We start from the raw sequence: 26,772 nt of genomic DNA, 5'->3' as shown, positions 1-26,772 counted from the left end.
TTCTTGCTTTTTCCGCCTTGCCCTGTCCGAATGAGACCTGCTTTTGACTGAGCCACCTTTTATTTTTAAGGCAGAATCTCTTCAGTGAAATAATCTAATACCATACATCCCGCTCCCTGAGCGACTATATTGTAGGCTGTGGTTGATTTAATAATCTGGACACTGTTATTTGGATAATGCATCATTCGCTTTTGTGCAATTTCAGTGGCCGCTTCGTAAAAGAGTGGTTTTGGCACAAGAGTTCCACCACAAATGACAATATCAGGACGCAGCAGGTAAATTAGATTAGAAAGACCGATGCCAAAATAATACGCTGCTTCCTTTACAACCTCTAGACAAAGTGAATCTTCCTGCTCTAATCCTTCCAAGATATGAAAAAAATCAATTTCTTCCACATTATTGACCTTTTCTTTAAGAATAGAGAGTTGACCACGTTTTATCCGACGGATCACTTCATCACGAATAGCCGGCAAGCTGCTGTATGCCTGCAGACAGCCGTATGATCCGCAGGAACATTGATGACCATGGAGATCAACAATCATGTGCCCAAACGCATCAGCCATTTCCTTTTGATTCGTAACCAATCTACCTTGCTGGATCATGCTGCAGCGAATGCCCATATCGCTTGAGACAAAAACTAGATTATCTGTTTCTTTCCAATAGTTATTTCGATATTCCGCTAACGCAGCTAAATTAGTGCCATTTTCTAACAACACAAGAGTCTGATTTTTTTGTTTTAAATAGTCGACAATATTTAGCTGATCCCACCCATCGGCAGGGAATAAATGAGGATTTAGGATAACCCCTTGTTCCTGATCAATCGGATCAATTACTCCTACACCAATTCCGAGCATTTTTTCCCTCGGAATATTATGTTGAACCAGCAGCCCATCGACAGTTTGGGACACATAATCTAGTGTGTACTCCCCTGTACAATGTGAATCCATCTTTAATTTTTCTGTGCTTAAGATATGTAAATTTAAATTGAGGAGCAGCACTGTAGTGTATAAATTAGTGATTTCCACTCCTATTAAATAGTAAGCATCAGGATTGATCACATACATCAAGGGCTTTCGTCCGCCACTAGATTCCCCTACCCCACTATCTTGTACGAGCCCCGCCTTAACAAGTTCATCAAGCAAACGAGCACAAGTCGCATGTTTGTATCCCGTCAGTTCCGATAGTGTTTTTACCCTTACAGGTCCTTGCTTGCGAATTAAGCTATATAAAAGCTGTAAGCTCTTCTCCTTTTTTGATGTTAAGCCAACAAATTGCTTTAGCATATATTTCCTCCAACATACCATTTTACGTTCTGCTAACTATTTTTAGTTTACTCGATTTATTCCAAAAGGAGAAGGTACTGCTCTTCAACTTTTTCTTATTTTATATAAAAGTAACGAATTTTTTAATTAATACATGTAATTATCGAATCTCTTTATCGATACTTTTTATCAAAATGATTTTTAATCCATTTACATTTCCCTATGAATCGATTAGACTATTATTGAAGTAATGCGAGAAGTTTAACAGTTATGCATTTAACAAATGATTAAATTACCTATAATTCATTCAAGGAGGAATTTTTCATGCACAAATTACAAGATATTTTAGAAGCCAAAGATTTTATCATGAGCAAAACTGACCACCGTCCTACGATTGGAATGATTTTAGGATCTGGCTTAGGAACTCTTGCTGATGAAATTGAAAACCCTATCACGATCCCTTATAGCGAGATTCCTCACTTTGCAAAGTCCGAAGCAGTTGGCCATGCAAACGAATTAATTATTGGAGAATTAAAAGGAAAGACTGTAGCAGCTATGAAAGGCCGCTTCCACTATTATGAAGGCTTTACATTAGATGAAGTCACGTTTCCAGTCCGTGTCTTGAAGGCGATTGGTGTTGAGAATCTACTCATTACCAACGCTTGTGGGGCTGTTAAAACAAGCTTTAACCCGGGGGATTTAATGTTAATTACGGATCATATTAATTTAGTTGGAACTAATCCGTTAATTGGTCCAAATAATAATGAGCTGGGAACACGTTTCCCTGATGTTTCTCAAGTATATAATCTTGGTTTACGCAATATTGCTGCACATGTTGCCAAAGAACAAAATATATCCCTCCAACAAGGTGTTTATGCATGGTGGAGTGGACCAGCCTACGAAACGCCTGCTGAGATCCGCATGATTCGGACATTAGGAGCCGATGCAGTAGGTATGTCTACAGTTCCAGAAGCAATTGTAGCAACCCATGGAAATATGAAGGTACTTGGCATTTCTTGTTTAACCAATATGGCATGCGGAATTTTAGATCAGCCATTAAACCATGATGAAGTCATTGAAGTCGCTGGTAAGGTTAGAAAAACATTCGTTCAATTAGTAAAAGGTATTTTAGAAGAAATAGAATAGATAGAAAGGAAGCGGCGGGGGATCAATCACCTGCCGCTCTTCTCTTTAGCTATCAGGTTTCTTTCATCAATGCAAATAGTCCTAAGCTCTATTTGAGCAAATTAGAATATTGCTCCACCATCACTCTGACTAAAGGACTTGTATTCTCTGGTAATTTTCTGATATCAAAAAAACCTGCATCAATCGATTCTTCCCCATCTATCCGGATCGTGCTGCTTTTAATATCTTTTGAAATATAGGCAATTGTTACAGGGTAAAATTCATCTCCATTTGCCAGCTTTCTAAAATACTGCTTTCCTGAAAATACGTTTACTAGCTGAAGCTGACCAATTTCAACTCCTGTTTCTTCAAATACTTCCCTTCTTGCAGCTTCCTCAACAGATTCTCCTAATTCTACTATGCCTCCTGCCAGCCCCCAGATGCCTTCAGGTCTTTTTTGTAATAGAATTTTTCCATGTGCATCGATAACACCCACGACAGCACCGACTAAAATGATTGGCCGGTTTCCAATTATTTCACGTAAATCTTCAATATAGCCCATCTTGATCCTCCAAATATCTCCATTTATAAGCATCTCTAAATGTATTCTGGAAAGTCGTCTCTCCCTTATTAAATTCGCTGCTTTTGATGAATGAATTTCAGCTATCTGGTGAATGTACCACCTCATTGTTCTCTATGACCTTGTTATGTACATTCGCTTCGTTCCAGGCTATTTATTGCATTGGATTTTTAAAATCATTAATAAGAATCTGAACTTCATCCCTTTCGTGAATTGTTCCAGGTCTTTCAACTGCACAAACAATTCCCCGCCGCTTGTAACCGGCACGTACAAAACGAAAGGCCAGCTTCTCCTGATCTTCATAATGCTTTTGGATTTCATCTCCAGGTAAGGTACACGGCTGATTTTCCCCCATACAAATTAATCCAGCACCACTTGGAAAAAGAATCCGTGAGCCCATGGTGAGTTTCGTTAATTCCGGAAGTCCTTTTACAAGGAGATTTGCCCCCAACCACTCAGGCCTTACTTGTTCAACTCCTAATTCTTCAGCAATTCTGTCTAATTCTTCTACTGACACAATAGTTATTTGGCGGCGGTTCAGTATCTCTGTTCCTCTTGGATACATCGGCTGTCTTGAATCAGCCTTACTGGTCATTCCGAAATGACGATCCCCTCTGATTCCCCCAAATTCAAGATTCACTTCTGGAATTTGTCTCGTCACAAATGTTTCTGGATTATCTGCTAAGAATATTGCCTCTACGTTTGCCCACACTTTTTCCATAAATAAATCCCTTCTTTCAATCACTTTTAATGAATTAATAATGGTACTTACACTTATCATATTACCCTTAACCATTTGGAAAGGCTAAAAAAATCATCCATTACAAGTGATTCAAATAACAATAAATTTTCCAAGTTCATACTTCTCTGACGCTCTCCTCATCCATAAATGGAGGGTGCTCCACCTTTAAATGACCTGGGCTCTTCCAATCTCCAGAATGAATCTGACGCTTTCCCCATCCATAAATGGAGGGGGTTCCACCTTTAAATAACCTGGGCTCTTCCAATCTCCAGAATGAATCTAGAAAATGAACTTTACTTTGGTCTAAAAGGCTTCTACAGCCGAAATCGTTCTAATGCAAATAATCGAAACAGGACTATTTACATGGGCTCGGTTTCCCTCACCACTCACAACTTATTGACTGTTTCGGGGTACGTCTGCACCGAGAGATTTAACCTGCCATCTCAAAAGGTTTATATACCAAATGTTGAAATGAGCTTTCTTTCTGGTTTCCTTCTTTCCAAATTCGAAACACACTTATCCAAAACAAAGGAAAATTGAATCCAATCCATTTTTGCCTTTTTGATATCTACACGATTAGATTTGGTTACATATCTAGCCAAGAATGCACTATATAGATCACGTTGGGCAACTACCCCGCACCCGCATTTATGCCATCTCTCTTCGAGCGTTTTTTTCTTTATCATTCCACAGTGACAGGTTTGAGATAACTTCGTTGAGTAGGTAGGAAATTCCCGGAATTCCCCGCCGCGAGATTTTACTTTTCGTTTTAAGATGTTTAAAAACATACTTGGTGCCTTTCTAGCAATACTTTTCCCGAACATTTTTTGAAAGGCCTTGTAGGACAATTTTTCTGTTTGTATAGAGGATGCGAGTTGTAAGATTTGGTTCGTGTCTCGTCCATGCAACTGCTTTCTTACTTCTTTGATCCTTCTCTCCAATTCTCGGTGCTTTGAACGAGTATGTAGATAGCGATTGGAGTAAACCCATTTCTTTTTCCCCTTTTTTACCGTTCCATTGTTTTGATAGTTACTAGGGTTATTGGCTCTACGTTGCCTGTCCATTTTGCGGTTTATTCTTCTTTTATCTTTATCTATCAAAACCACGTCTTCGCAAAACTCTTTTAATTCTGCTGTCGATTCCCCTACAATCGCAATCGTAGAAGGGCCAATATCCAGTCCTATATTCTCTTTTCCTAATTCATATTTCTGATATGGATTTCCTTCCAAAATTAATTGGGCATAAAAACGGCTTTTCCCTTTTACTTCCTTTTTTATAATTCTGCAAAATTTTATTTTCTATTTTAAGGCATACTGCATCCATTTATCTTTCGGATCTAATAAGCATTTCAAAGTAAGGTTCTTCCCAACGAGAACATATCCATTTGAATACGTAAGAAATGTTTTATTATTTTTCCCTTCTACTGTTACAAACTCACCCTTCCGTTTAAACCTCACCTTTTTGGCACGTTTAAATGCATATTTTTGAGTAGCTTTAAAAGCTCGGGTAGATACTTTTTGGCATACGTGAGTTCCTAAATGTTCTGCAATAAATTTAGAATCATTTTTCGTTTTTGTCCCAAAGGATTGGATGGATGCATCCGTAAATCCAAATGTTTCATTGAGATATTTAAAATTAGCTCTGCGTTTTTCTACATCTGCTTCTGATGTTTTTGATAGTTGAATAGTTTCCTTATATAATTCCGTTCCTTGAACCTTCTTAAGTCTTTTCAAACATTCGCCAAGACAGGCATTGTATAGCAGCCTTGCACAATCAGACAACACCAAAAGCTGTTTCTCTTCCTTCAAATTCGTTTTCAATCGAATCGTTGCCACAAAAGAAGGGGTTTTATCTTTTGATGTTGCCATGGGATTACACTCCTTTTTGGTTTTCTATGTACTGTTTCACCACTTCAAGTGTTGTGCCACCTACAGTGGAAACAAATAGCTATTCGTCCAAAGGGAAGGGATTCTACTTTTTAACCACGGGAATTCACTGCGTAAGTACCGAGAACTTCTTCCTTTCATCATTCTAATGAGTTTATTAATTCCAAACTGGGGGTCGCATTCAACAAGGAGATTAACGTGATCAGGCATGATTTCTATTTCAATCACTTCAGAATGAGTTTCTTCTGTAACTTCAAAAATAATAGATTTAGGCCTTTCATCTACTCCATTTATTAAGACACTTCTTTTATATTTAGGACACCAAACTACATGATATTTGCAGGAATATACTACGTTAATATTGCTTTTGTACTGGTTTAGACTTTTCATATATCTATTATACCAAAAATCCCAAACCATTTCCAATTATTTAGAAACGTTTGTTCTAAAAAAAATAAAAACAACCTCACCCCCTTACATGAATGTAGGGGCTTGCGGTAGTTTGTTTTGGTCAATTTAGTGACAACTTTACTAGTAACTATTGATGATTATTGTAAAACATATATAATATTTATTTATTGAGCTTATAAATTTTTATTATAGGGAGTTGTGGATTTCAATGAATCTGTATCAGAAAATCTTCAAAGAATATTGGAATCCCTACATAGCCATCAGTATTGCTGGATTGGTTAGTGCGTTATATTTTGGCATTACCGGTACTGTATGGGCTGTAACAGGGGAATTTACCAGATTGGGAGGTCACATCTTACAGTGGTTTGGGGTGGATGTATCACAGTGGGCTTATTTTAAACTAGTTGGCATCGAAGGAACTCCCCTCACCCGAACAGATGGGTGGATTGTTATCGGGATGTTGGTTGGCGCCCTCATTACGATATTGCTTAGCAACAGCTTTAAAATCCGTGTTCCAAAACAGAAACGCCGCTTAGTTCAAGGATTTATTGGCGGGATTATCGCGGGATTTGGCGCACGCCTTGCTCTTGGGTGTAATTTAGCTGCCTTTTTTACAGGCGTACCTCAGTTTTCCTTTCACTCATGGATTTTTATGCTTACAACAGCGATCGGAACCTATTTTGGTGTTAAAGTTGTTAATACGAAATGGTGGCTTGGAAAGCCCAACTTGCGCAAGGGATCTGTTAATCCGGTTGTGTCGGAGCAATCTCAAAAATCTAAAATCCAACCGATTTTAGGACTTCTTTTCGCCTGTGTCTATACTGGGATTGTGATCTACTTTTTCACAGCAGGCAAGCCTCTATTAGCTGTTGCTTGTATTGCGGGAGCTCTCTTTGGTATTCTCATTGAACGAGGTCAAATCTGTTTCACTTCTGCTTTCCGCGATTTATGGATTAGCGGACGTGCAGTGATGTCTAAAGCACTCGCAGTCGGTATGATGATTAGTGTAGTGGTTACCTTTTTCTATATTCAAAACGGTTCCATCGCCATTATTAAAATAGCTGCCCCAAGCACCGTTATTGGCGGGCTGTTATTTGGATTTGGTATCGTTCTTGCCGGCGGCTGTGAAACCGGCATGATGTATCGTGCCATGGAAGGACAATTGTTATTCTGGGTTGTAGGAGCAGGAAATATCATTGGAGCTACCGTTTTAGCTTATGGGTGGGATCACTTAGGAATCTATCATGCACTTGCTGAAAATTGGCCAAAAGTAAACTTGATGGAATTATGGGGACCTGCAGGAGCCTTATTCGGAACAATTGCTATGCTTATTGTTTGGTTTTTACTTTCCAGCTGGTGGGAAAAAAGGTTCCGTTATGGAACTGGAATTAAACACAAAAAAAACGAACAGCTTGCTCATCTGACAAAGGAGGCATAAATAATGTCACAAGTAATAGATGTAAATTACACCTTAGACATTCGCGGCGAGCCTTGACCATATCCTGTCATTTATGCGCTGGATGCGCTAAAAACGATGAAAATTGGAGAAGTATTACAAGTTATTGCCGACTGTCCGCAATCATTTAGAAGTGTCCCGGAAGAGGCCGTCAAGCATGGCTACCAGCTCATCACTGAACCGAAAAAGATCGGACAGGATATTTACTTTTATATTAAAGTTGTCAAATAGGAGCTCTAGCAGTCCGTGAAGACACCTACTTAGATAAGTTAACACGGAAAACAGAAGCATTTTCGTACTAACTTTATACGATCTTAAAAAGGTAAGCTGGACTCCAAGCTTACCTTTTTTTCTACGTAAAAAAGCATGCATATAACATTTGTTTCTTTTTCAACTTCCTTCAATATTCTTATAGATTTATTCATTTCATCTTATCCAACTTCTTTTAGTTCTTTTTTACTCTTTCATCCTATCGAACAACTTTTCAGAACTTATTTTAACATGTTAAGGAGTGGGGAACTTATAAAAATTTTCACTCTACTGAATCCATCAGTGCCGTGTGAATAAGTTAATGTAAAAAAGGAACGATAGTAATAGCAGCGGATTATTGAGGAGGATAAGGAAAATGAAATCTTCGATATCACTTGTACAAACTGTGATGATTATCTTTCTTAGTACTGGTCTATTAAATCATATTATCATCATCCCTATCTTGCTTGATGTAGCGAAACGCGATGCCTGGGTTTCTGTATTGTTAGCCGGGACGTGTTCTCTTGTTTGGATTGCATTGCTGTGCATCGGAATTCGCAAAATGCATAAGCAGCATCTTTTTGAGTGGATAAAGCAAGCTTATCATCCATTAGTGGGTCACTTGCTTGCAATAGTAGCAAGTGTTTATCTGTTTGTGTTATGTGCTGTTACAGTTAGGGACACTGTTCATTGGATCCATCTTGCTTTTAGTCCAAATACCCCAATCCTTATTCTTACCTTTATACTGGTCCTTATTTCTGCTATCAATGCATTTTTGGGTATTAATTCATTGGCTAATACTGCAGGATTTTTGCTCCCTCTTGTCATTATCTTAGGTCTTTTTCTTATGTTCGCAAATATACCACATAGAAATTTTTCGTTCTTAAAACCAATTTTGGCTCATGGAATGCAGCCTGTATGGAACGGATCAATTTATGTAGGTGCAGGATTGGTTGAACTTATTATGCTCTTCTTTTTGCAGCATCATATTCAGTCGCGAATATCGTATCGTTCGTTAGGGATTATTAGTCTACTACTAATGTTTCTTACCATTGGTCCTTTAATTAGTGCAGTCGTTGAGTTTGGACCTGAGGAAGCTGCTAAACTCCGATTTCCCGTATATGAAGAATGGCGATTAGTGACGATTGGCCGATACGTAGAGCATTTAGATTTTTTAAGTATTTATCAATGGTTTTGTGGTGCATTTTTGAGAATTTCTTTGATGATGTTTCTAATCATCGATGTGTTCAATATTCAGACTAAAAGAAAGAAAATGATAATGCTTAGTTTTATTTTTTTTATATTGGTAGGTATTACGATTATTCCTTATAGTGACCCGGTTTTTTTACATCTTCAGTCAAAATATATACTTCCGTATTCTTTATTTGGCATCCTTATATTTTCAATTATTGTTGTTGGGCTAATTAACTTCGGCTATCGAAGGGAGAAATTAAACCCATGAACAAAAATAGCAGGTTTCAAAATAATTCAAAACCAGCACTTGAAGCAATAAAACAATTGCTTGATTCAAGTTCGGATATAAAAAAAATCACGCTTCCCTTTTCTCTAGGGAATCAGAGAGCTGATGTTCATCTCGTTTACTGCGAAGGATTGTGCGATAGTACAAAAGTGGAACAATACATCATTCCTAATTTTAAAAAAATGACAAATCAGTTTCCCATGTTAACCGTTTTAGACTTTCAACAAAATGTTCCTTTTCACATGACTCCTCTTCAAATGGACCAAGTTGAAAAATCAATTATTGATACTATATTAAATGGGGAACTCTTGCTTTTGTTTGTCCCTTCGAACAAGATGTTTTCTGTAAATTTAGCAAATCCGCCAAAAAGAGAGCCGGAGGAAGCAAATACAGAGATTTCAATGAGAGGTCCAAAAGATGGGTTTACTGAAGAAACTCCGGTAAACATAGCACTTATACGAAAAAGACTCAAAACCGAATTATTGGCTGTAGAAGAATACACCATTGGCTCGCAAACTGCTACAAAAGTACATCTTTTATATCTGAAAAACGCTATTGAGCCAAACTCGTTAAATGAAATTAAGACAAAGCTGTCAAACATACAGGTTAAAGGGATTGTTAGCAGTGCTCAACTGGAAGAAATTCTGACTGGATTTTCATTATTCCCATTATTCGCCTATACCGGAAGACCTGATTTTGCCGTTACTTCCCTTCTGCACGGAAAATTTGTACTGGTGATAGGAGGTTCACCAACGGTATTAATCGCACCAATTAATTTTAATTTTTTATTAAATAGTTCCGAAGATGCTAATTTGAATAATTTCTTTGTGGCATTTACCAGGTTTTTAAGAATAAGCGGAGTGGCACTAGCATTATTTTTGCCGGGTTTTTGGATAGCACTCGCAACATATCATCAAGATCAATTACCCTTCACATTACTTGCAACACTAGTGAATTCTAGACAAGGCGTGCCACTGCCAGTTCCGCTGGAGGCACTAGTTATGTTGCTCCTGTTTGAGATATTTCGGGAAGCTGGTTTAAGGCTGCCATCTGCCTTTGGCCAAACATTATCAGTTGTAGGAGGACTGATTATCGGCCAAGCAGCCATTAGCGCCGGGATTGCAGCCCCTGGAGTTATTGTTATTATTGCCATTTCAGTACTCTCCACCTTTACTCTGATAAATCAGTCTTTGGTTGGTGTTTTTAGCTTGATTCGAATTGTTGTGTTAATAATCAGTGGCATTTTTGGTTTGTTTGGAGTGTTAATATGTTTGTTGGCTTTTACTCTTTACTTGGTAAATTTACGTTCCTTTGGTTTGTATTATATGACTCCTCTTTCCCCGCCGAGTTTCCAAGAACTATACAAAATCTTGTTTCGAATGCCTTGGGGGAGAAAAAAATAACTGTTTGTTTTTTTGATAAGCAGAAAAAAGGGAAAGACGATTACCATGAAACTTACTCGAAACATTCTTGTCATTTTGCTGCTCACTCTTTTGCTTACGGGTTGTTGGGGAGCTAAAGAGATTGAACATATGATTTATGTCAACACTGTTGGGGTAGATTATGTGAACGAGAAAGTGGTTATTTACTTACAAATGATAAACTTTAGTGGAATTGCAAAAAAAGAGTCAGGGCAGTCTCAACCACAAAAAACATATGTTGCAAAAGGGGAAGGAGATACTTTCGATGCTGCCATTTTTCATTTGTATTCAACAATCCCACAAAAAATTGCTTGGAGTCATGTTAAAACTATTGTTTTTAGCGAAAAAGCTTTAAAACATGATGTTGTTAACGAGGTTTTAGATGTTTGGGATAGATACTATGAATTTCGATATACAGTTTGGACCATGGCTACTAAAGAACCTCTCCAGGAAGTATTGAATACCCCTTCGACTGCGGAATTATCGGTTCTTTACTCTCAGTTAAATAACCCTTTAAACCCATACACCCAAAGTTCAGAAATTGCACCACTATATCTTTATGAGTTTATCCGTGAATGGAAAGAAGAGGGACAAACCGTCCAGTTACCGCAGCTAACCATCGTGAAAGGCTGGACAGAAAATAAGAAGATTTCGCCCAAACTTAAAGCTGGCGGGATTTGTTTTCTTGAAAACAAGCAATTCAAAGGGTCTTTGCCTCGTCGTTATCTCTTAGGACTACGCTGGGTGGAAAAAAAAACGGAACGTACATCTCTAGAAATTAAAGAAAAAAAATCTGTGAAGGCTATTTTAGTAATGGATAAAATAAAATCATCCATAAAGCCGAAGGTAACAGCTGGTAAAGCCACCTTCGACATTAAAATCTCGATGCAGGCAAACATTCCAGAATTAAGAGAGCATTTTAAAGAAAAGGAACTTGAAGGATTAGCAGCTAGAGAAGTGAAAAAGGAAATTATGGGGACCTACCTCAAGGGTCTTGAATTAGGCGTTGATGTTCTTGGACTGTCAGAGCCCTTATACAGAGATATGCCAAACGTGTGGAACAGACTGGAAGAAGGCGGTAAACTTCCTTTAGACAAAAGCAGCATTGCATCCATTGATGTGAAAGTAAAGCTTATAAGTGGTGGAATTTCCAAGGTGAAATAGCGTTTACCCCCTCAGGAATTTAACCCAAGGGGAATTAAGACACCTTTCTTAATCAAGAGCAATTCATTACCTGTCAAGTTTCTTAAGCTGCTTCCCTTAGATTACTGGTGGTCATTCTATTCTGCAATGGACAAACAAATATTAATATCCCCACTCTCCAGTTGGGACGATTCCAAAGGTCTTTATTCGAATATATAAATCCGAGTAATATAACAATACATTTTCCTTTACAAAAAAAGACTCTTCCCGATTTTTCGGAAAGAGTCTTTTTAGAATTTTTATTCAGAAACAGTTTTTAGGCTAAAACCTGTTTAATTTTCTCAACAGCCCAATCAATTTCTTCTTTTGTAATAATGAGCGGTGGTGCAAAGCGAATGACAGTATCATGGGTTTCTTTACATAATAATCCTTCATCCTTTAGCTGCTCACAATATGGTCTTGCTTCCTCTGTTAGCTCAACACCAATAAATAAGCCACGGCCTCTTACTTCTTTAATAATTGGATTGTTGATGGTTTTCAATTGTTCAAGGAAGTAATTTCCTAATTCAAGTGAGCGTTCCGCTAATTTTTCTTCTTCAATCACTTCAAGTGCTGCAATGGAAACGGCACATGCAAGCGGATTTCCACCAAACGTCGAACCATGTGATCCAGGGTTGAATACGCCTAATATATCAGCATTCGCCACGACACAGGAAATTGGGAACACACCGCCTCCAAGTGCTTTTCCTAAAATCAGCATATCAGGAGTGATTCCTTCCCACTCATACGCGAACATTTTACCAGTACGTCCGAGGCCGGCCTGAATTTCATCGGCAATGAATAGTACATTGTTTTCTTTACATAAATCAAATGCTGCTTTAATAAACCCTGCTGGAGGAATGATGATACCTGCTTCCCCTTGAATTGGTTCAATTAAAAATGCTGCCGTATTAGGGGTGATCGCTGCTTTTAATGCCTCTAAATCCCCGTAAGGTATTAATGTGATTCCCGGAAGCATTGGACCAAAGCCGCGCTTATATTCCGGATCAGATGATAAGGAGACAGCCCCCATTGTCCGGCCATGGAAATTACCAGTACATGCAATGATTTCTGCTTGGTCTTCGGCGATTCCTTTAACATCATACCCCCAGCGGCGAGCAGCTTTAAGGGCAGTTTCAACAGCTTCTGCCCCCGTATTCATTGGAAGTGCCATGCTTTTATTTGTTAGTTGACAAATCTTTTCATACCATGGACCAAGTTGATCGTTATGGAAAGCACGGGAGGTAAGTGTCACCTTATCTGCTTGATCTTTTAATGCTTGAATGATTTTTGAATGACGGTGCCCTTGGTTAACGGCTGAATATGCACTAAGCATATCCATGTACCGATTTCCTTCCGGACTTTCTACCCAAACTCCCTCTGCTTTTGAAATGACGATTGGCAGCGGATGATAGTTATTCGCTCCAAATTTTTGTGTTTGCTCAATAATTTCAGTTGTTTTTATCGTTGTTCCAGTCACTATTTTTTCCCCTTTCTTTGTTTTCCCGGAACGTGATATTTCCAGGATGAAACTCTTTTTTGACAATCTATTTATAGTAATTCAAATGTTGTTTACGTCTGCAAATGAAGCAGGGCGCCTGCTTTGGATTCTGCTCCTGACATAGTAGAGCCGCTAAATGGCTGATAGCCGACATGATGCGGAAAAATAAAGGTTTCACACATTATGTATGCAAGTACTGTGCCAACAATAAAAACCTTATTTTATGAAGTTCTTATATCTTTAACGCAAAATTTTTTGGCGCAAAATTTTTTATTTTTACAAGAACGCAAAAAATTTTTGCATTAAAAAGTTATAAATGTTTAAATAATTTTATAAAGTACCAAGAAAAGGGAATGAAGTTAGCGTGGAACATTCAAAAAAGACGACTGATTATTTGCAGTATGTTAACCAGATGTATCAACGAATTTTAGACGAAGTAGATGTCGGTGTTCATGCTGTGGATGAAACGGGAAGAACGATTATTTATAACAAAAAAATGATGCAGATAGAGTCCATGGATAGTCAAGACGTCATGAATAAAAACCTTTTAGACGTCTTTATGTTTAAGGAAGACCAGTCCAGTACTCTTGTAAAGGCGCTCCAAGAGGGCAAGGCGACAAGTAATGTAAAGCAAACTTATTTTAATAACAAAGGCCGCGAAATTACGACAATCAACAATACGATCCCAATTTATGCAAATAGTCAAATACAGGGTGCTGTTGAAATTGCCCGTGATGTGACAAGGCTGGAACGGTTAATAAAAGGAAATATCAATCGTAATGGGACTTTGAGGTTTACATTTGATAGCATTATTGGCAGCAGTGCAACGATTAGGGACGTCATTGAAAGCGCTAAGCGGGCCACCCGCACCTCCTCTTATGTCCTTATTGTCGGTGAGACCGGCACAGGGAAAGAGCTTTTTGCTCAAAGCATTCATAATGGCAGTAATCGTTTTTCCGGTCCATATATATCCCAAAATTGTGCAGCGCTCCCTGATAATTTAATCGAAAGTCTTCTCTTCGGTACGAAACGTGGAGCCTTTACAGGCGCGATTGATCAGCCAGGGTTATTTGAACAGGCAAACGGCGGCACCTTATTACTTGATGAAATTAACTCGCTGAATTTAAATCTACAAGCAAAGCTTCTGCGTGTTCTCCAGGAAAAAACGATTCGCCGTCTCGGAGATACAAAGGATACGCCTGTGGATGTCCGGGTTATTGCCAATATGAACGAGGATCCGATTGATGCGATTACGAACAATCGGCTGCGGAAAGACTTATATTACCGTCTTGGCGTAGTGACAATCTTTATTCCTCCATTAAGGGAACGCAAGGAAGATATTCCATTACTCGTCCAACATTTTATTGAGAAATATAATGAGCGGTTTCAAATGGAGGTAAAAGGGTTATCTGATGAAGTAAAACAATCTTTCTTGGAAAATGATTGGCACGGAAATGTCCGCGAACTTGAACATATTATTGAGGCTGCCATGAATATCATGATGGATGATGAAGAAATCATTAGGTACTCGCATTTACCCTTTCAATACCGGAATAAAATGCACGTCAAAGATAGAGGAGCACCGACTTTTTCCATAGATACATTTTTGAATGACCAGGGAACAATAACAGCTCCCCTAAAGGAACAAATGGATCTTTTTGAAAAATCCTATATTGAGAGTGTATTACGAAGCAATGACTTCAATATTTCTAAGTCAGCTACCTTACTAGGATTAAGCCGGCAAAGCTTGCAGTATCGAATGAAAAAACTGAACATAACAACCAAATGATAGTGCCTGCCTCCCAGTGTGGTAAATCTTTAACGCATCGGGGGGCAGGCACCACTAATTTGATAGATTAGTTAATCAGGAATAATAATCTCCAGCTTCCCTTCCTGACTGGTTATTTCGATCACCTTATCTGCAAATAAATAAGGCGTATCAAATCGATCCTGCTTTTTAATATCTAGATAACTATTATTGGCGGTCAAAATCGGAAAGACAGCATTAGTCTTTTTGAACACATTTTGATAAACCTCTATTTCAGCCATCAGGATCACCTGTTTTTGAGAGATGGCAAAAAAGAGTTTACCAATCACTCTGTCATTATCTATGATGTTAACCTGCTGAAGGATGGAAATGAGGCAAGTGACAAAATCATTCAGCTTTTCGTTAGTTAGACCTTTTAACTGCCAATCCTCTAAAGCTTTGTTAATGCTATTTTTTATTTCCTTGAAGGAAAATACATCTTCAATCCTAAGAACCGCGTTCGTTTTACCGAGGCTCTCAAACTTTTTTCTTGTCTCAAATAAATAATCCGTGACAAAACCTTTATATTTTTCTCGCTGCGCAACAAAATCAGTAAGCTCATTGATACAACGATTCTCATTGTTTCTATTTCGGATTAATTGTAAAAAAGCAAAGACATCCTTCTCATCGAAGGTATTGTCAATCAACTTACCATAATAATATTTCATTAACGATTGCACTTTAATATCCATTGGTCTGCTCCTAGAAGTAATATTCATATCTTCCCTATTGTACAACGTATTAGTTTATGAGAACAAACCTCACTTCGGCCTTATGAAGGACAAATCTCACTTTAAAATTACCAAAAAGAGCTTTCATCTACCTTATGAAGGACTAATCTCTCTTTGAAATTATTAAAAAAGGCTTTCATCAACCTTATGAAGGACTAATCTCTCTTTGAAATTACCAAAAAGGGCTTTCATCTACCTTATGAAGGACTAATCTCAATATGAAATTACCAAAAGGGGCTTTCTTCAACCTTATGAAGGACTAATCTCAATATGAAATTAGCAAAATTGGTTCTCATTAACCTTATGAAGGACTAATCTCATTATGAAATTAGCAGAAATGGTCTTCATCAACCTTATGAAGGACTAATCTCTCTTTAAAATTACCAAAAAGGGCTTTCATCAACCTTATGAAGGACTAATCTCAATATGAAATTAGCAAAATTGGTTCTCATCAACCTTAAAAAATCTGTAATGTATTCTTAACAAATAATACTAAATAAACTTAGCACTATCTATTCCTAGTCATCCACAATGAGACACAAAAAAGCAGAGATAATGGAAATTTTCCCAATCTTAGCTGCAATCACTCATAGTTTTCTCATATAGGTCTTTTCTCTTATTGTAAAAAAACTCGCCAATTGGCGAGCTTTAAAGGTGAAGACAGTGGCGTTGTTTATCAACGTTCCCCATCAACTGATAGTTCCTTTATCTTAATGATCCAATCCTTAAAACTTCCAAATTCATTTGAATTGAACCCGAAATGCGACTTTATTAGGCGGACAGATTCGCTCTCTTGATCATGAAATACACCATCTGAATAGATCAATTGAAAGAGTTCGGTTAAGACGATATTTTTTGACCGTTCAGTTTTAAAAATCTTTAAAATATCGTCCATTACCAGACCCTTAATTTTATAATCTTCAAGCCCCATTTCCTTTTTATATTTGTTAAGAATAGAATTTTCAAATATAGATAATTTCCCATCAATTGCGGCAATCAGATCAGCTAGTTCAAGAAACGCTTCTCTTTCCTCTAGCTGAAGTTCTTCTAAGAACATACATACATCTCCTTATAATCTTTGTTCTATTTATACGAATTAAGGCCGATTTTGTTTCAATAATATTAAACAAGAAAAAGTAGCTTTCATCTTTTTAAAGGTTAAAAAGTCAACATAATATCTAATTTGGCTCTACATGGACATGAACATCGTAGACTCCATAATCTTTGATCATTACTTTTTCAACATGTGTAGCTATGTCATGGGCTTCGCGAATATCTAACGTAGAATTAACTAGGATAACCACGTCGATGACTTCGTTATTGCCATAGTTTCTTCCTTTGATTTCTTTAATACCTTTCACACCTTCTACCTTTGTAATGGCTTCCTGATAAAGTTGAATCTTATTTTCATCGAATCCATCTGAAAGTTCATGAGATGCTTGCTTAAAAATATCCCAAGCTGTTTTACATATTAATAGTCCTACGATAATAGCCGTTACCGTGTCCAGCCAAGGCATATTTAATTGAGAACCGAAGATCCCAACAGCTGCTCCTATACTTACCCACGCATCGGAAATATTATCTTTTGCAGCTGCCATCAGGGCCTTACTATTAATTTTAGCAGCCAATTTTTTATTGTAACGATAAACAAAATACATAACTATTGCTGAAAAGATACCTGTATAGGCAGCCATCATGTCGGGGGACTCTTTTCCCCCCTGAAACATGGAGATGATCGCATCAGTCAACACCTGTATACCAACAGCTAACATAATAAACGATGCAACCATTGATGCAATCGTTTCACTTTTCCAATGACCATAACCATGATCTTCATCAGGTGGTCTTTGTGAAATCTTGAGTCCTATATATACAGCAAAAGAGGCAATAATGTCTGTTGTATTGTTTAGACCGTCTGCTTTCAAAGCAGCGGAGTCACTCATATATCCAATTACAAGTTTAAGGATAGATAGGCATATATAAGCAATCATACTGATGATTGCTCCACGTTCGCCTAATTTAAGATCCTTATATTTTTGAGTATCCATTCTTCTTTCCTCCCACCAAAGTACCTCCATATGATACCAACTGAATTATAGGTGGGTCTAGAGCAACCTTATTGCATCGTTTTATAAAAGTAGACTATAGATAATAATGTTTCATGCGGGAAAGATTTCTAGAAAGATTTTAAATTTGGGACATTCCAGTCTATGTATGCAAAGAATGGAAGGTGCATTAGCTTCTTAAAATCTGTGAGCACCTAATAAACGGTCACTTTTTAAAAGTCTTCCCCTGAATTCATCACGATGACTGGATATCGAATAATCATTTTGTTTTCTTCGTTCATAATATTTCCCCTCTTTTCATTGACCTTGCTATTATTTTTTCACTCTACCCCAAAACCTAACAATATTGAATATTAAAAAAGTCTTGAAATTTTTGTATTGTGTGTATAGTCTATTTAAAAGCAAGGAGGGATTTGACGTGATTAGAAAGCTTACGGACCGAGATCATCATCAGGTGCTCGCTTTTTTAAGTGAGGAACCATCTATTAATCTATTTATTATTGGGGATTTAGAAGTCTTCGGATATTCATCGGAATTTCAGGAAATTTGGGGAGAGTTTGATGAACAGGACTCGATTATTGCCGTCCTTTTAAGGTTTCATCAATTTTTTATTCCATATGCTAAGGGAGGATTCGATACAGAGGGCTTTGTTTCTATTATGAAAAAATATAAGCAGCCTATTTCTTTATCCGGTAAATCTGATATTGTGGCGAAATTCGAAGCCTTCGATGACCTGCTGCTCGGTAAGAAACAAGTTACTTTCTTTGCAGAATGCCTCTCTGATGAATTTCTTAGTACGGGTGATGTCGAGGTTAAAAAAGCTAGCATCGAGGATGTAGATCAAATAATTGAACTTCGCAATTCGATTGAAGAATTTCATATTAGAAGTGATGCACGAGAAATTTTAGTTCAGGCGATGGAATCAAACACAGCAAGAACCTATTATACTGTTGATCAGGGTATCATTACTTCATGTGTTTCAACTGCAGCAGAGAATTCCATGTCTGCCATGATTGTAGGTGTCTGTACTCGGAAGGAATATCGCCGACAGGGCCTAGCCACTGCTATCATGCAAAAATTATTTCAAGTTGTCCTAAACGAAGGTAAAACACTTTGTCTTTTTTACGATAATCCTGCAGCAGGCCGCATATACAAAAGACTGGGCTTTAAAGATATTGGAATGTGGACAATGCATCGCTGATAAGATTACAACACGCAGGCACTATTAATGGTGCCTGACACCATTTCTACCACCAACGTATTGTTAATGGTGATTGAATGGTGTCGGACACTTTCCTTTTTTAAAGAGGATTATCCCCTAATAACATGATAGCAAACAAACAATATGGCGATAGGTGCCACATAGCGAATGAGGAAAAACCAAATATGGAATAATCCTAGTGGTAATCCCCCTCCTAATGATAATTCCTCATATAGTGCTGACTTTTTTATTTTCAATGGTACAAAAACCGAGATCAATAACGCGCCAATCGGCATTAATACATTACTTACTAAATAATCCGCTGCATCAAAAATCGTCTTGCCAAACAATAGGACGTCACTTAAAACACCATAGGATAGTGTGGATGGGATGCCAAAAATAAAGATCGCAATTCCAATAATCCAAGACCATTTTGCTCTTTTCTTGACCTCTCCTTTTGAGATAACCGAAACAATGATTTCTAGCATCGAAAAGGCTGAAGTAAGGGCTGCGAATAAGAATAATAGTAAGAATGCAACAAAAAAGACCATTCCAAATGCCATTTGATTAAACACATTTGGCAGTACATTAAATAATAAAACAGGGCCTGCATCAGGTTTTAACCCAAATGAAAACACCGCCGGGAAAATAGCAAGACCCGACAAAACAATAATTAAAATATTTAATCCTACAATTGAAAAGGCAGAACGAAACAAGCTTTCTTCCTTTGATAAATAGGAACTATACGTAACCATAACCGATACACCGACACTCAAGGCAAAGAAGGATTGTCCTAAAGCAAAAAGAATGGTTTCCGGCGTTATTTGCGAGAAATCCGGCTTAAATAAAAAGGTGACACCTTCCATCGCACCCTCTAGAGACAAGGACCGAATAATCAGGACGATAAAAAGAATAAATAGAACCGGCATCATGATTTGACTTGCTTTTTCGATCCCTTTTTGAACTCCTTTTGCTACGACAATGATTGTAAAGAGCATGAAAATAAACTGTACCGCAACGCTAGTAATTGGATTTGAGATGGTCTCGCCAAACAATTGTGCATACTCTGCCTGATCAAGCCCATTCAACTGTCCTGAAATAGCTTTCCATATGTAACTAATGATCCATCCGCCAATAACACTATAAAATGAGAGCAAAATAAAACATGTCACAATACCTAAATAACCGATCCAATGCCATTTCGAATGTGGCGCAAGTTCTTTGTAGGCTTCTATTGCATTTTTTTGTGTTTTTCGCCCTACCACAAATTCAGCTATGAGCAAGGGAAGGCCCAAAAATAAAGTAAACAATATAAAGATAAAAAAGAATGCCCCTCCGCCACTAATTCCAGCAATATAAGGAAACTTCCAAATCGCCCCAAGCCCAATAGCAGATCCGCCTGCTGCTAAAATAAATCCAATCTTAGATGACCACTGTTCCGTATTTTTCAAAACATTCCCTCTTTCCATTATGTGCTTAGTAAAAAACAAAAAAAGCCGTCCTACGTGTAAACGTAGGGACGACTTTATCGCGGTACCACCCTAATTGAGAATATGACCAACTATTCTCCAGCTTTATTGTCGATATCGGAGACAATCCGTCTTTCCCTTCCAACGGTCGAAAAAGATACTCCAGGAATGAAATTCATCTTTCTATATGGTACTAGTTTCCACCAGCCACTAGCTCTCTGCAACAGGGATAAAAAGACTACTAAAAACCTATCATCGTATGCTAATAATAATTTTGTAATTATTAGAATAACCTAAAAACCATGGAATGTATACTTATTTTTTTATTGAAATACTGCGTAATTTTTTCCAAAACAAATGGAACACAAAAGTCTGGCGGCCGCCTTATTGTGTCCCATTGTTAATGAGATTCCTCTAATTTTACGAGATTATTTGTTATCTGTTCGTGTTCTTTTACGGCCACATCATTTGAAATGATATCTTCCTTCAGAAGGATTTCAATGGCTTCGTGCTGTGCATATAAAGAATGTTTTTGTAAGATGGTTTGCTGTTTTTCTTTGAGGCCTGGATATTTTTGAAAAAGGAGTTCCATTTCACTCTGCAATTTTTCAAGCTCTTGCTCATATTGATAGACGATTTCTTTTGATACAGTTTCCGTTATAAACAAATTCTTTTTTACTTTATTTATTTCTAATATGGCTGTCTCAAAGCGGTGCCCACGTGCGACCAATTCTTCATACACCACATAACCTTCTTCTTTTTTATTCACACCCAATAAGGATAACATCGGTTTGATCGAAAGCCCTTGAACGACTAATGAGAACAACACCACACTAAAAGCCAGAATCAAAATCTCTTCACGTCCTGTGAAATCTCTTGGCAGGCTAAGGACTAGAGCAATCGATAATGACCCCTTTAAGCCTCCCCAATTAATGATATGCTTCCATGAGTTTGGAAAGTTTTTCACAACCAATAAGCTTATGTACACGGCAAGACTTCTGGCAATTAATACAATCACGAGCGCTAAAACAATCAAGCCCCATTTGTCTGTTAGCTTGATTCTCGTTATTTCTAACCCCACCATTAAAAAAACGAGTGAGTTTGCCAGTAGCGCTGCAACATCCCAAAAGTTATTAATATTTAACTTGGTCGTTGGGCTCATGCCAATTTTTGCACCATAATTCCCAAAGATTAGTGCAGCCACCACAACGGCAATAACCCCTGATGCATGGACACTTTCTGCGAGTAAGAAGGAACCGTAAAAAAGAAGCATGCTAAAAATAATTTCCAAAGGGTAATCATCAAAGTATTTAGTTAAATGAGAAAATCCATAGCCAAGGGCTCCGCCAATAATAAGACCAAGAGAGATTACCTTAATAAATTCCCATAAACCAAGTCCTGCACCTTCGATCCCAAGCTCCAAATAGGTCAGTAAATAAAAAGCAGATATTTTAAATAAGACAACGGCTAATCCGTCATTAAATAAGCTTTCTCCTTCTATAACTGTTGCCAGCCTTTTGTTAACGCCGACGCTTTTAAAAATTGATAGCACACTTACTGGATCGGTTGCACTCATTAAGGCCGCAAAAACAAATGCTGCAGGGATTGAAAAATCTAAAAGCCAAATGGCCAGAAAGCCGATAATGACAAATGATAATAAGGTTCCGCCAAATGCTAATGCAAGAATGGGCTTTTTATTTTCTTTTAGGTGGGAGAAGGGAAGTTTTAATGATGCTTCTCCTAAAAGGGAAGGTAAAAATAAAGTAATAATCACAAAGTTAAATACCTCTCCTTCTGTGATCAATTGTTTTAAAGGTTCTAACACCGGAATATTGACAAGTCCGATGATTGTTCCTACAATGACGAGCGCAATCGGATAAGGCTTTTTAAACTTTTTGGCAATGGCAGTGATTCCAGCGGCAATCATCAATAAAATAAGACCGAGTTCAAATATATAATGTAAATCCAAATCATACACCGGTTGAAATCCCCCTTAATTTGTATCCGTTTCTGCCAAACTCTGTTTTGGATGTGCTTTTTCCACAAAAAGAGATATCATCATGATGATTCTAATCAAAGGCAAGAGGATTATTGATGTAAATAGTTTGTCCAAATCATTTTGGATAATTAAAAATATATGTCTGAATCTACGGCCTTTTAATTCTGATTAATTAATTTTTTTGTCAACATTCTTTATTTAAAGAAGGGTTTAAATAATATTGATAGCAGGCTACCCCCTCCACTTGCTTAAAACCTTCATTGATATATAATGCTTGTGCACGCTCGTTTTCTCCGTTTACCGAAAGAATGGTTTTTTTATAGGATTTTTCTTTTGCAAACTGAAGGGCAGCCCTTAAGAGAAGTCTTCCTAAGCCCTTCCTCTGATATTCTGGTAAAATCGCAAGCGGCCCAATATTCATAATCGGGGCATTTTCATATTCATCTGCTGCTCCCCTTACCACCCCAACAGGTTTATCCTGATGAAAAAGAATTTTCATGCCGCCTTCAATATAATCGTTACTTGAAATCAACTTCGTAACCATTTCCTTTGTTACAGGCGTCTCATTTCCCTTCAGTTTTGCAAACCCCGCATTTCGAACTTCGCTCCAAATTTGTTCATCTTCTCCTGGTCTAAAAGATCGAATGCTGTAACCTTCCGGTAAGCTCCATTCAGGAGCATCGCTGTCTTCTCTGACAAGCAAAAAGGCGCATCTTTCCACTGAAAAATCCACCTTCTCCATAAGCTCCATTAAAAGTTTATTTTGCAAAGGAATAAAAACGTAAACCTTCTCTAATCCTTCTTTATGCTGTAAGAGAGCTTGCAAGAGCTGCTTGTAATAGAAGGCGTCTGCAATTTCGGAATGAAAGATTCGAAATCGAGCCCGATTTCCTCGTCGATTATATTCATCCATGATCAGCGAGGCAGCACCGATGATAGTCCCCTCTTGATTGGTCAAAATGTAAGTGAGATTATCAGCATTCGGTTCAAATCCCTTTAAATCTTCTTCATATAGAAAGGAATCGTCGACTTCCATTCTATGTTTCCTGCAATATTCAACAAATTCCTTTACTTTTTCACTTTTCAAAGCCTCGACTTTCACGGACACACCACTTTCCATACATAATCTTAAGAAGAAGTTAGTTTTCTTCTTAGATAAATGAACGCTCCTATCATTTACCACAAGTGCTCATTTTCCTTGCTTTGCCCAATCGATTGCCCTTTTATTAATAAAGGTACAACCCAATTTCCCTATATTACCAATCATTTTTTTACCTTATTCATCATTTTTTTGATAATACGAATTTGGCCTCTGTGGCTTAGTTCATCCTCAAACACATGAAACCATTTGAAATAATTGTTTGCAGGCCGGTTCCACCAGAACGGAGTTTGTTCGAATAACCACTTATCCGGAAGTGTTTTAAATCTCTCGATGGTCGTGTTCCTGACTTCAGATAATTCCTGAAGGTAAAACTCGATCGTATTACCTCTAAACTGTTCTCGTCCAATACTGCCTAATTGTAATCCGGGATTCAACCTTCTTAGTTCATCATCTGTAAAATCCCGATTTTCGAAGGTTGCAATCTGATATGCCCTCTCGACAGCAGCCATATGAGCTAATAGCATACCGATTGAATTAGCTTCCTCATCATAAAGAAAGTCCAACTCCTCCACAGTTAAATCCTTTACTGCGTTGATCGTCGTCGTCCTCGTATAGTTCATCATCGACACTAACTTACTGAACTCCAACCCTAATCCATCTTTTTGATCAATTAAATATAATGTTTCACTCTCTATATTCAAACTCTCCACCCCTGTTTTAAAAATCATGCTATCATATGTATTCTTTTCCCTTTTGAAAAATCCCTTCAACAAACCAAGCTGAAGTTTCGGGTAAGCATTTGAAATTATAAAAAAGTCAAATTACACTATTAAAGCGTAGAAAGCTACGTTTGTTACACAATATACATAAGAGAGGAGACACGCCATGGAATTTTTTCTGCTCATCCTTTTACTTCTCATCATCATCGGGTTGTCTAGCTTCATCAATCACTTTTTGCCATTCATACCGGTGCCGCTGATTCAAATTGCACTGGGAGTTTTACTTGCTTCGCTCCCGTTAGGCATTCATATACCGATGGATCCGGAATTATTCTTTGTTCTGTTTATTGCCCCTTTACTTTTTCATGATGGAAAAAACGTTTCAAGGCAAGCATTATGGAAATTACGAAAACCGATTTTATTGCTTGCACTTGGACTGGTGTTTGTTACTGTATTCGCGGTCGGATACTTGATCCACTGGCTTATTCCGTCAATCCCATTGCCGGCAGCTTTTGCATTGGCAGCCATTCTTTCTCCAACGGATGTCGTAGCCGTTGGAGCCATTTCAAGTAGGGTAAAGATACCGAAAACGATTATGCATGTACTTGAAGGGGAAGGGTTGATGAATGATGCATCGGGTTTAGTTGCGTTTAAATTTGCCGTAGCTGCAACTGTAACCGGTGTTTTTTCATTAGCAGAGGCAAGCTGGAGCTTTATAGTCATAGCCATTGGTGGGTTAGCGGGCGGTGCCATTCTTGCTTTCCTTATTATTCGATTGAAAATTTTTATTAGACGGCTGGGGATGGAGGACGTAACGATTCACATGCTCATCCAACTCCTCACTCCTTTCGTGATCTTTTACATTATTGAGCATTTTCATCTCTCCGGCATTTTATCAGTTGTCGCAGCCGGCATCGTCCATACAATTTACCGGGATCGGGATCGATCACCTGCGATGCAGCTGCAAGTGGTTTCTCAAAGTACTTGGACGGTACTTATTTATATTTTGAACGGCCTGGTATTTGTTCTGTTAGGCTTGCAAATACCAAGTGTAACAAATGAAATTTTTAAAAATCCACTGTTTAATAATTGGGAAGTAAGCAAATATATTTTTATCATTACGGCTGCACTATTACTTCTTCGCTTCTTATGGATTTGTGGAGCGTGGAAATGGGTATGGTTGTTTAAAAAGCAGTTCCAAAAGCCTTCGATAAAAGCGATTGGTATCATTACGATTTCCGGTGTAAGAGGGGCTGTTACTCTAGCTGGTGCCTTTACTATTCCATATGTCCTTGCGGATGGAAGCCCATTTCCTGAACGCGCCTTAATTATCTTTATTGCTGCTGGTGTAATATTGGTCACGCTGATTGTAGCGAGTATCTTCCTGCCAATTCTTGCAAGAACTGAAAAAGGAAAACCGGAAGAGCAGAGAGAGGAAATTGAACGCTCTGCAATTATCAAGACAATTGATGCTGCCATTCGTTCGATCCGTGAATTGATGAATGATGACAACCGTGAGGCTGCAGTGTCGGTCATTGCGACATATAATCAAATCCGAAATCGCCTTAACAATGTAAGTGATGAATACTCCAAGAAGCTGAAATTAGTGGAAACGGAAATTCGGCTGAAGGCCCTTGAAGCGGAAGTCCACTACATTGAAAAAATGAAAAATACTGGACAAATTGACCGAGAAACTGCGTATTTAACTGAAGAACATATCCAACGAATGATGCTCGCCGTTACAAACCGTATGCACTATAGAAGACTGTTCATTTGGTCACTAATTAAAAGAAGTATGTACAAGCTTTTTGTGCCGAAAAATGAGGAACGGCTTAAATATCGTCAAGAAAAATCGAAAAAGCTCATTCAATTAAAAGTCAATATGGCCAAGGCCGCTATTCAGTATTTAAAAGAACAAATGACACCTGAAAATGAACATATCTATTTGGTCATTATTGGAGAATATAATGAAATGATTATGAAATTTAAGCTTGCGAAAAAAGGTGCCGATTCCAACCAATACATCAAATTGCAAAGAGAATTGCGAGCTAAAGCCTTTCAAGCAGAACGAGATGAAATTCAGAATCTGTACGAAGAGGGAGAAATCACAATCGATGTCCTCCGCAAAATTCGTAAACAGATTAATATTAGGGAAGCGTATTGGATGGAAGAAAATAGCGTACATGTACATTAAATATAGACAGTACCTTTATCATCAAATGATTATTAAAGGTACTGTCTTTTTTGGTTTAGATTCATTTGCGCCATCCGCATTTAAGAGTTCTGTGGGACCGGTTTCTCTTTTTTCATCAGCTTCGGGTACGTAAAACTTCTCTACGTGACCGCATTTCTCTTTTTTTCATCCGTTTCGGGTACATAAAAC

Annotated in this window: 22 protein-coding genes, 1 pseudogene and 1 other annotated feature; of the genes and pseudogenes, 9 read left to right on the top strand and 14 right to left on the bottom strand. The window is 37.9% G+C overall.

Annotated features, from left to right (window positions below):
• Positions 1-65: 65 nt before the first annotated feature.
• Positions 66-1,283 (bottom strand): ROK family transcriptional regulator, encoded by a 1,218-nt coding sequence (locus tag QNH20_RS04130; protein WP_283921649.1) that lies wholly within the window; start codon positions 1,281-1,283, stop codon positions 66-68.
• 303 nt (positions 1,284-1,586) lie between these two features.
• Here QNH20_RS04130 and QNH20_RS04125 point away from each other — a divergent pair, with 303 nt between their 5' ends.
• Complete coding sequence (locus QNH20_RS04125; RefSeq protein WP_283921648.1) at positions 1,587-2,408, top strand: purine-nucleoside phosphorylase; 822 nt, start codon at positions 1,587-1,589, stop codon at positions 2,406-2,408.
• Positions 2,409-2,496: 88 nt separating this feature from the next.
• Here QNH20_RS04125 and QNH20_RS04120 read toward each other — a convergent pair whose 3' ends face one another.
• From QNH20_RS04120 to tnpA, 5 genes and pseudogenes are all read right to left on the bottom strand, one after another.
• Entirely contained in the window at positions 2,497-2,949 is a 453-nt protein-coding gene (locus tag QNH20_RS04120; RefSeq protein WP_283921647.1) for an NUDIX hydrolase, read from the bottom strand.
• Between the two features lie 172 nt (positions 2,950-3,121).
• Positions 3,122-3,688: an MOSC domain-containing protein gene (locus QNH20_RS04115; RefSeq protein WP_283921646.1), complete on the bottom strand. Its 567-nt coding sequence runs from the start codon at positions 3,686-3,688 to the stop codon at positions 3,122-3,124.
• 473 nt (positions 3,689-4,161) lie between these two features.
• A complete protein-coding gene (locus QNH20_RS04110; RefSeq protein WP_283921645.1) occupies positions 4,162-4,938 on the bottom strand; it encodes a zinc ribbon domain-containing protein in 777 nt (258 codons plus the stop codon).
• Positions 4,939-5,007: 69 nt separating this feature from the next.
• The gene (locus tag QNH20_RS04105) at positions 5,008-5,577 is read right to left on the bottom strand and encodes a hypothetical protein (RefSeq protein ID WP_283921644.1); all 570 of its coding nucleotides are present in this window, start codon (positions 5,575-5,577) and stop codon (positions 5,008-5,010) included.
• A gap of 4 nt (positions 5,578-5,581) precedes the next feature.
• A pseudogene (tnpA, locus tag QNH20_RS04100) lies at positions 5,582-5,985 on the bottom strand (IS200/IS605 family transposase).
• Positions 5,986-6,214: 229 nt separating this feature from the next.
• Between tnpA and yedE the strand changes: the two are divergent.
• The 5 genes from yedE (at position 6,215) to QNH20_RS04075 (ending at position 11,776) form a co-directional block, all read left to right on the top strand.
• Positions 6,215-7,444 (top strand): selenium metabolism membrane protein YedE/FdhT, encoded by a 1,230-nt coding sequence (gene yedE, locus QNH20_RS04095; RefSeq protein ID WP_283921643.1) that lies wholly within the window; start codon positions 6,215-6,217, stop codon positions 7,442-7,444.
• Positions 7,445-7,513: 69 nt separating this feature from the next.
• Positions 7,514-7,693 (top strand): sulfurtransferase TusA family protein, encoded by a 180-nt coding sequence (locus tag QNH20_RS04090; RefSeq protein WP_283923344.1) that lies wholly within the window; start codon positions 7,514-7,516, stop codon positions 7,691-7,693.
• A 394-nt stretch (positions 7,694-8,087) separates the two neighbouring features.
• A complete protein-coding gene (locus tag QNH20_RS04085; RefSeq protein ID WP_283921642.1) occupies positions 8,088-9,173 on the top strand; it encodes a GerAB/ArcD/ProY family transporter in 1,086 nt (361 codons plus the stop codon).
• On the top strand, positions 9,170-10,594 hold the full coding sequence (locus QNH20_RS04080; protein ID WP_283921641.1) for a spore germination protein: 1,425 nt from the start codon (positions 9,170-9,172) through the stop codon (positions 10,592-10,594). The genes QNH20_RS04085 and QNH20_RS04080 overlap by 4 nt, the downstream gene beginning before the upstream one ends.
• Positions 10,595-10,639: 45 nt before the next feature.
• The gene (locus tag QNH20_RS04075; protein WP_283921640.1) at positions 10,640-11,776 is read left to right on the top strand and encodes a Ger(x)C family spore germination protein; all 1,137 of its coding nucleotides are present in this window, start codon (positions 10,640-10,642) and stop codon (positions 11,774-11,776) included.
• A 295-nt stretch (positions 11,777-12,071) separates the two neighbouring features.
• Here the strand turns inward: QNH20_RS04075 and QNH20_RS04070 are convergent, their stop codons facing one another.
• Positions 12,072-13,274, bottom strand: coding sequence for an ornithine--oxo-acid transaminase (locus QNH20_RS04070; RefSeq protein WP_283921639.1), 1,203 nt, complete (start codon positions 13,272-13,274; stop codon positions 12,072-12,074).
• 433 nt (positions 13,275-13,707) lie between these two features.
• On the opposite strand from QNH20_RS04070, the gene QNH20_RS04065 reads away from it, so the two are divergent.
• Positions 13,708-15,084, top strand: a complete 1,377-nt coding sequence (locus QNH20_RS04065) for a sigma-54 interaction domain-containing protein (protein ID WP_283923343.1) — start codon at positions 13,708-13,710, stop codon at positions 15,082-15,084.
• A gap of 71 nt (positions 15,085-15,155) precedes the next feature.
• Here QNH20_RS04065 and QNH20_RS04060 read toward each other — a convergent pair whose 3' ends face one another.
• The 3 genes from QNH20_RS04060 to QNH20_RS04050 all read right to left on the bottom strand — a co-directional run bounded on the left by QNH20_RS04060 (position 15,156) and on the right by QNH20_RS04050 (position 17,881).
• Positions 15,156-15,794, bottom strand: coding sequence for a hypothetical protein (locus QNH20_RS04060; protein WP_283921638.1), 639 nt, complete (start codon positions 15,792-15,794; stop codon positions 15,156-15,158).
• Positions 15,795-16,509: 715 nt separating this feature from the next.
• Positions 16,510-16,890, bottom strand: coding sequence for a hypothetical protein (locus QNH20_RS04055; protein ID WP_283921637.1), 381 nt, complete (start codon positions 16,888-16,890; stop codon positions 16,510-16,512).
• Positions 16,891-17,011: 121 nt separating this feature from the next.
• Positions 17,012-17,881 carry a cation diffusion facilitator family transporter gene (locus QNH20_RS04050; protein ID WP_283923342.1) on the bottom strand — a complete coding sequence of 290 codons (870 nt, stop codon included), beginning with the start codon at positions 17,879-17,881 and terminating at the stop codon, positions 17,012-17,014.
• A 436-nt stretch (positions 17,882-18,317) separates the two neighbouring features.
• Between QNH20_RS04050 and QNH20_RS04045 the strand changes: the two genes are divergently transcribed.
• Positions 18,318-19,100 carry a GNAT family N-acetyltransferase gene (locus QNH20_RS04045; protein WP_283921636.1) on the top strand — a complete coding sequence of 261 codons (783 nt, stop codon included), beginning with the start codon at positions 18,318-18,320 and terminating at the stop codon, positions 19,098-19,100.
• Positions 19,101-19,210: 110 nt separating this feature from the next.
• On the opposite strand, the gene QNH20_RS04040 is transcribed toward QNH20_RS04045, so the two are convergent.
• The 4 genes from QNH20_RS04040 to QNH20_RS04025 all read right to left on the bottom strand — a co-directional run bounded on the left by QNH20_RS04040 (position 19,211) and on the right by QNH20_RS04025 (position 24,293).
• Positions 19,211-20,551, bottom strand: coding sequence for a sodium-dependent transporter (locus tag QNH20_RS04040; protein WP_283921635.1), 1,341 nt, complete (start codon positions 20,549-20,551; stop codon positions 19,211-19,213).
• A 61-nt stretch (positions 20,552-20,612) separates the two neighbouring features.
• Positions 20,613-20,834: a binding site (T-box leader), on the bottom strand.
• A 135-nt stretch (positions 20,835-20,969) separates the two neighbouring features.
• Positions 20,970-22,547: a Na+/H+ antiporter gene (locus QNH20_RS04035; RefSeq protein WP_283921634.1), complete on the bottom strand. Its 1,578-nt coding sequence runs from the start codon at positions 22,545-22,547 to the stop codon at positions 20,970-20,972.
• A gap of 205 nt (positions 22,548-22,752) precedes the next feature.
• A complete protein-coding gene (locus QNH20_RS04030; protein WP_283921633.1) occupies positions 22,753-23,670 on the bottom strand; it encodes a GNAT family N-acetyltransferase in 918 nt (305 codons plus the stop codon).
• Between the two features lie 161 nt (positions 23,671-23,831).
• On the bottom strand, positions 23,832-24,293 hold the full coding sequence (locus QNH20_RS04025) for a DinB family protein (protein WP_283923341.1): 462 nt from the start codon (positions 24,291-24,293) through the stop codon (positions 23,832-23,834).
• 262 nt (positions 24,294-24,555) lie between these two features.
• Between QNH20_RS04025 and QNH20_RS04020 the strand changes: the two genes are divergently transcribed.
• A complete protein-coding gene (locus tag QNH20_RS04020) occupies positions 24,556-26,583 on the top strand; it encodes a Na+/H+ antiporter (protein WP_283921632.1) in 2,028 nt (675 codons plus the stop codon).
• The last annotated feature ends 189 nt before the right edge of the window (positions 26,584-26,772 follow it).

It is taken from the genome of Neobacillus sp. WH10 (assembly GCF_030123405.1).
Classification (GTDB): domain Bacteria; phylum Bacillota; class Bacilli; order Bacillales; family Cytobacillaceae; genus Neobacillus.
Note: the sequence above shows the minus strand (reverse complement) of the source record. Positions and strands in the feature narration are given on the sequence as shown.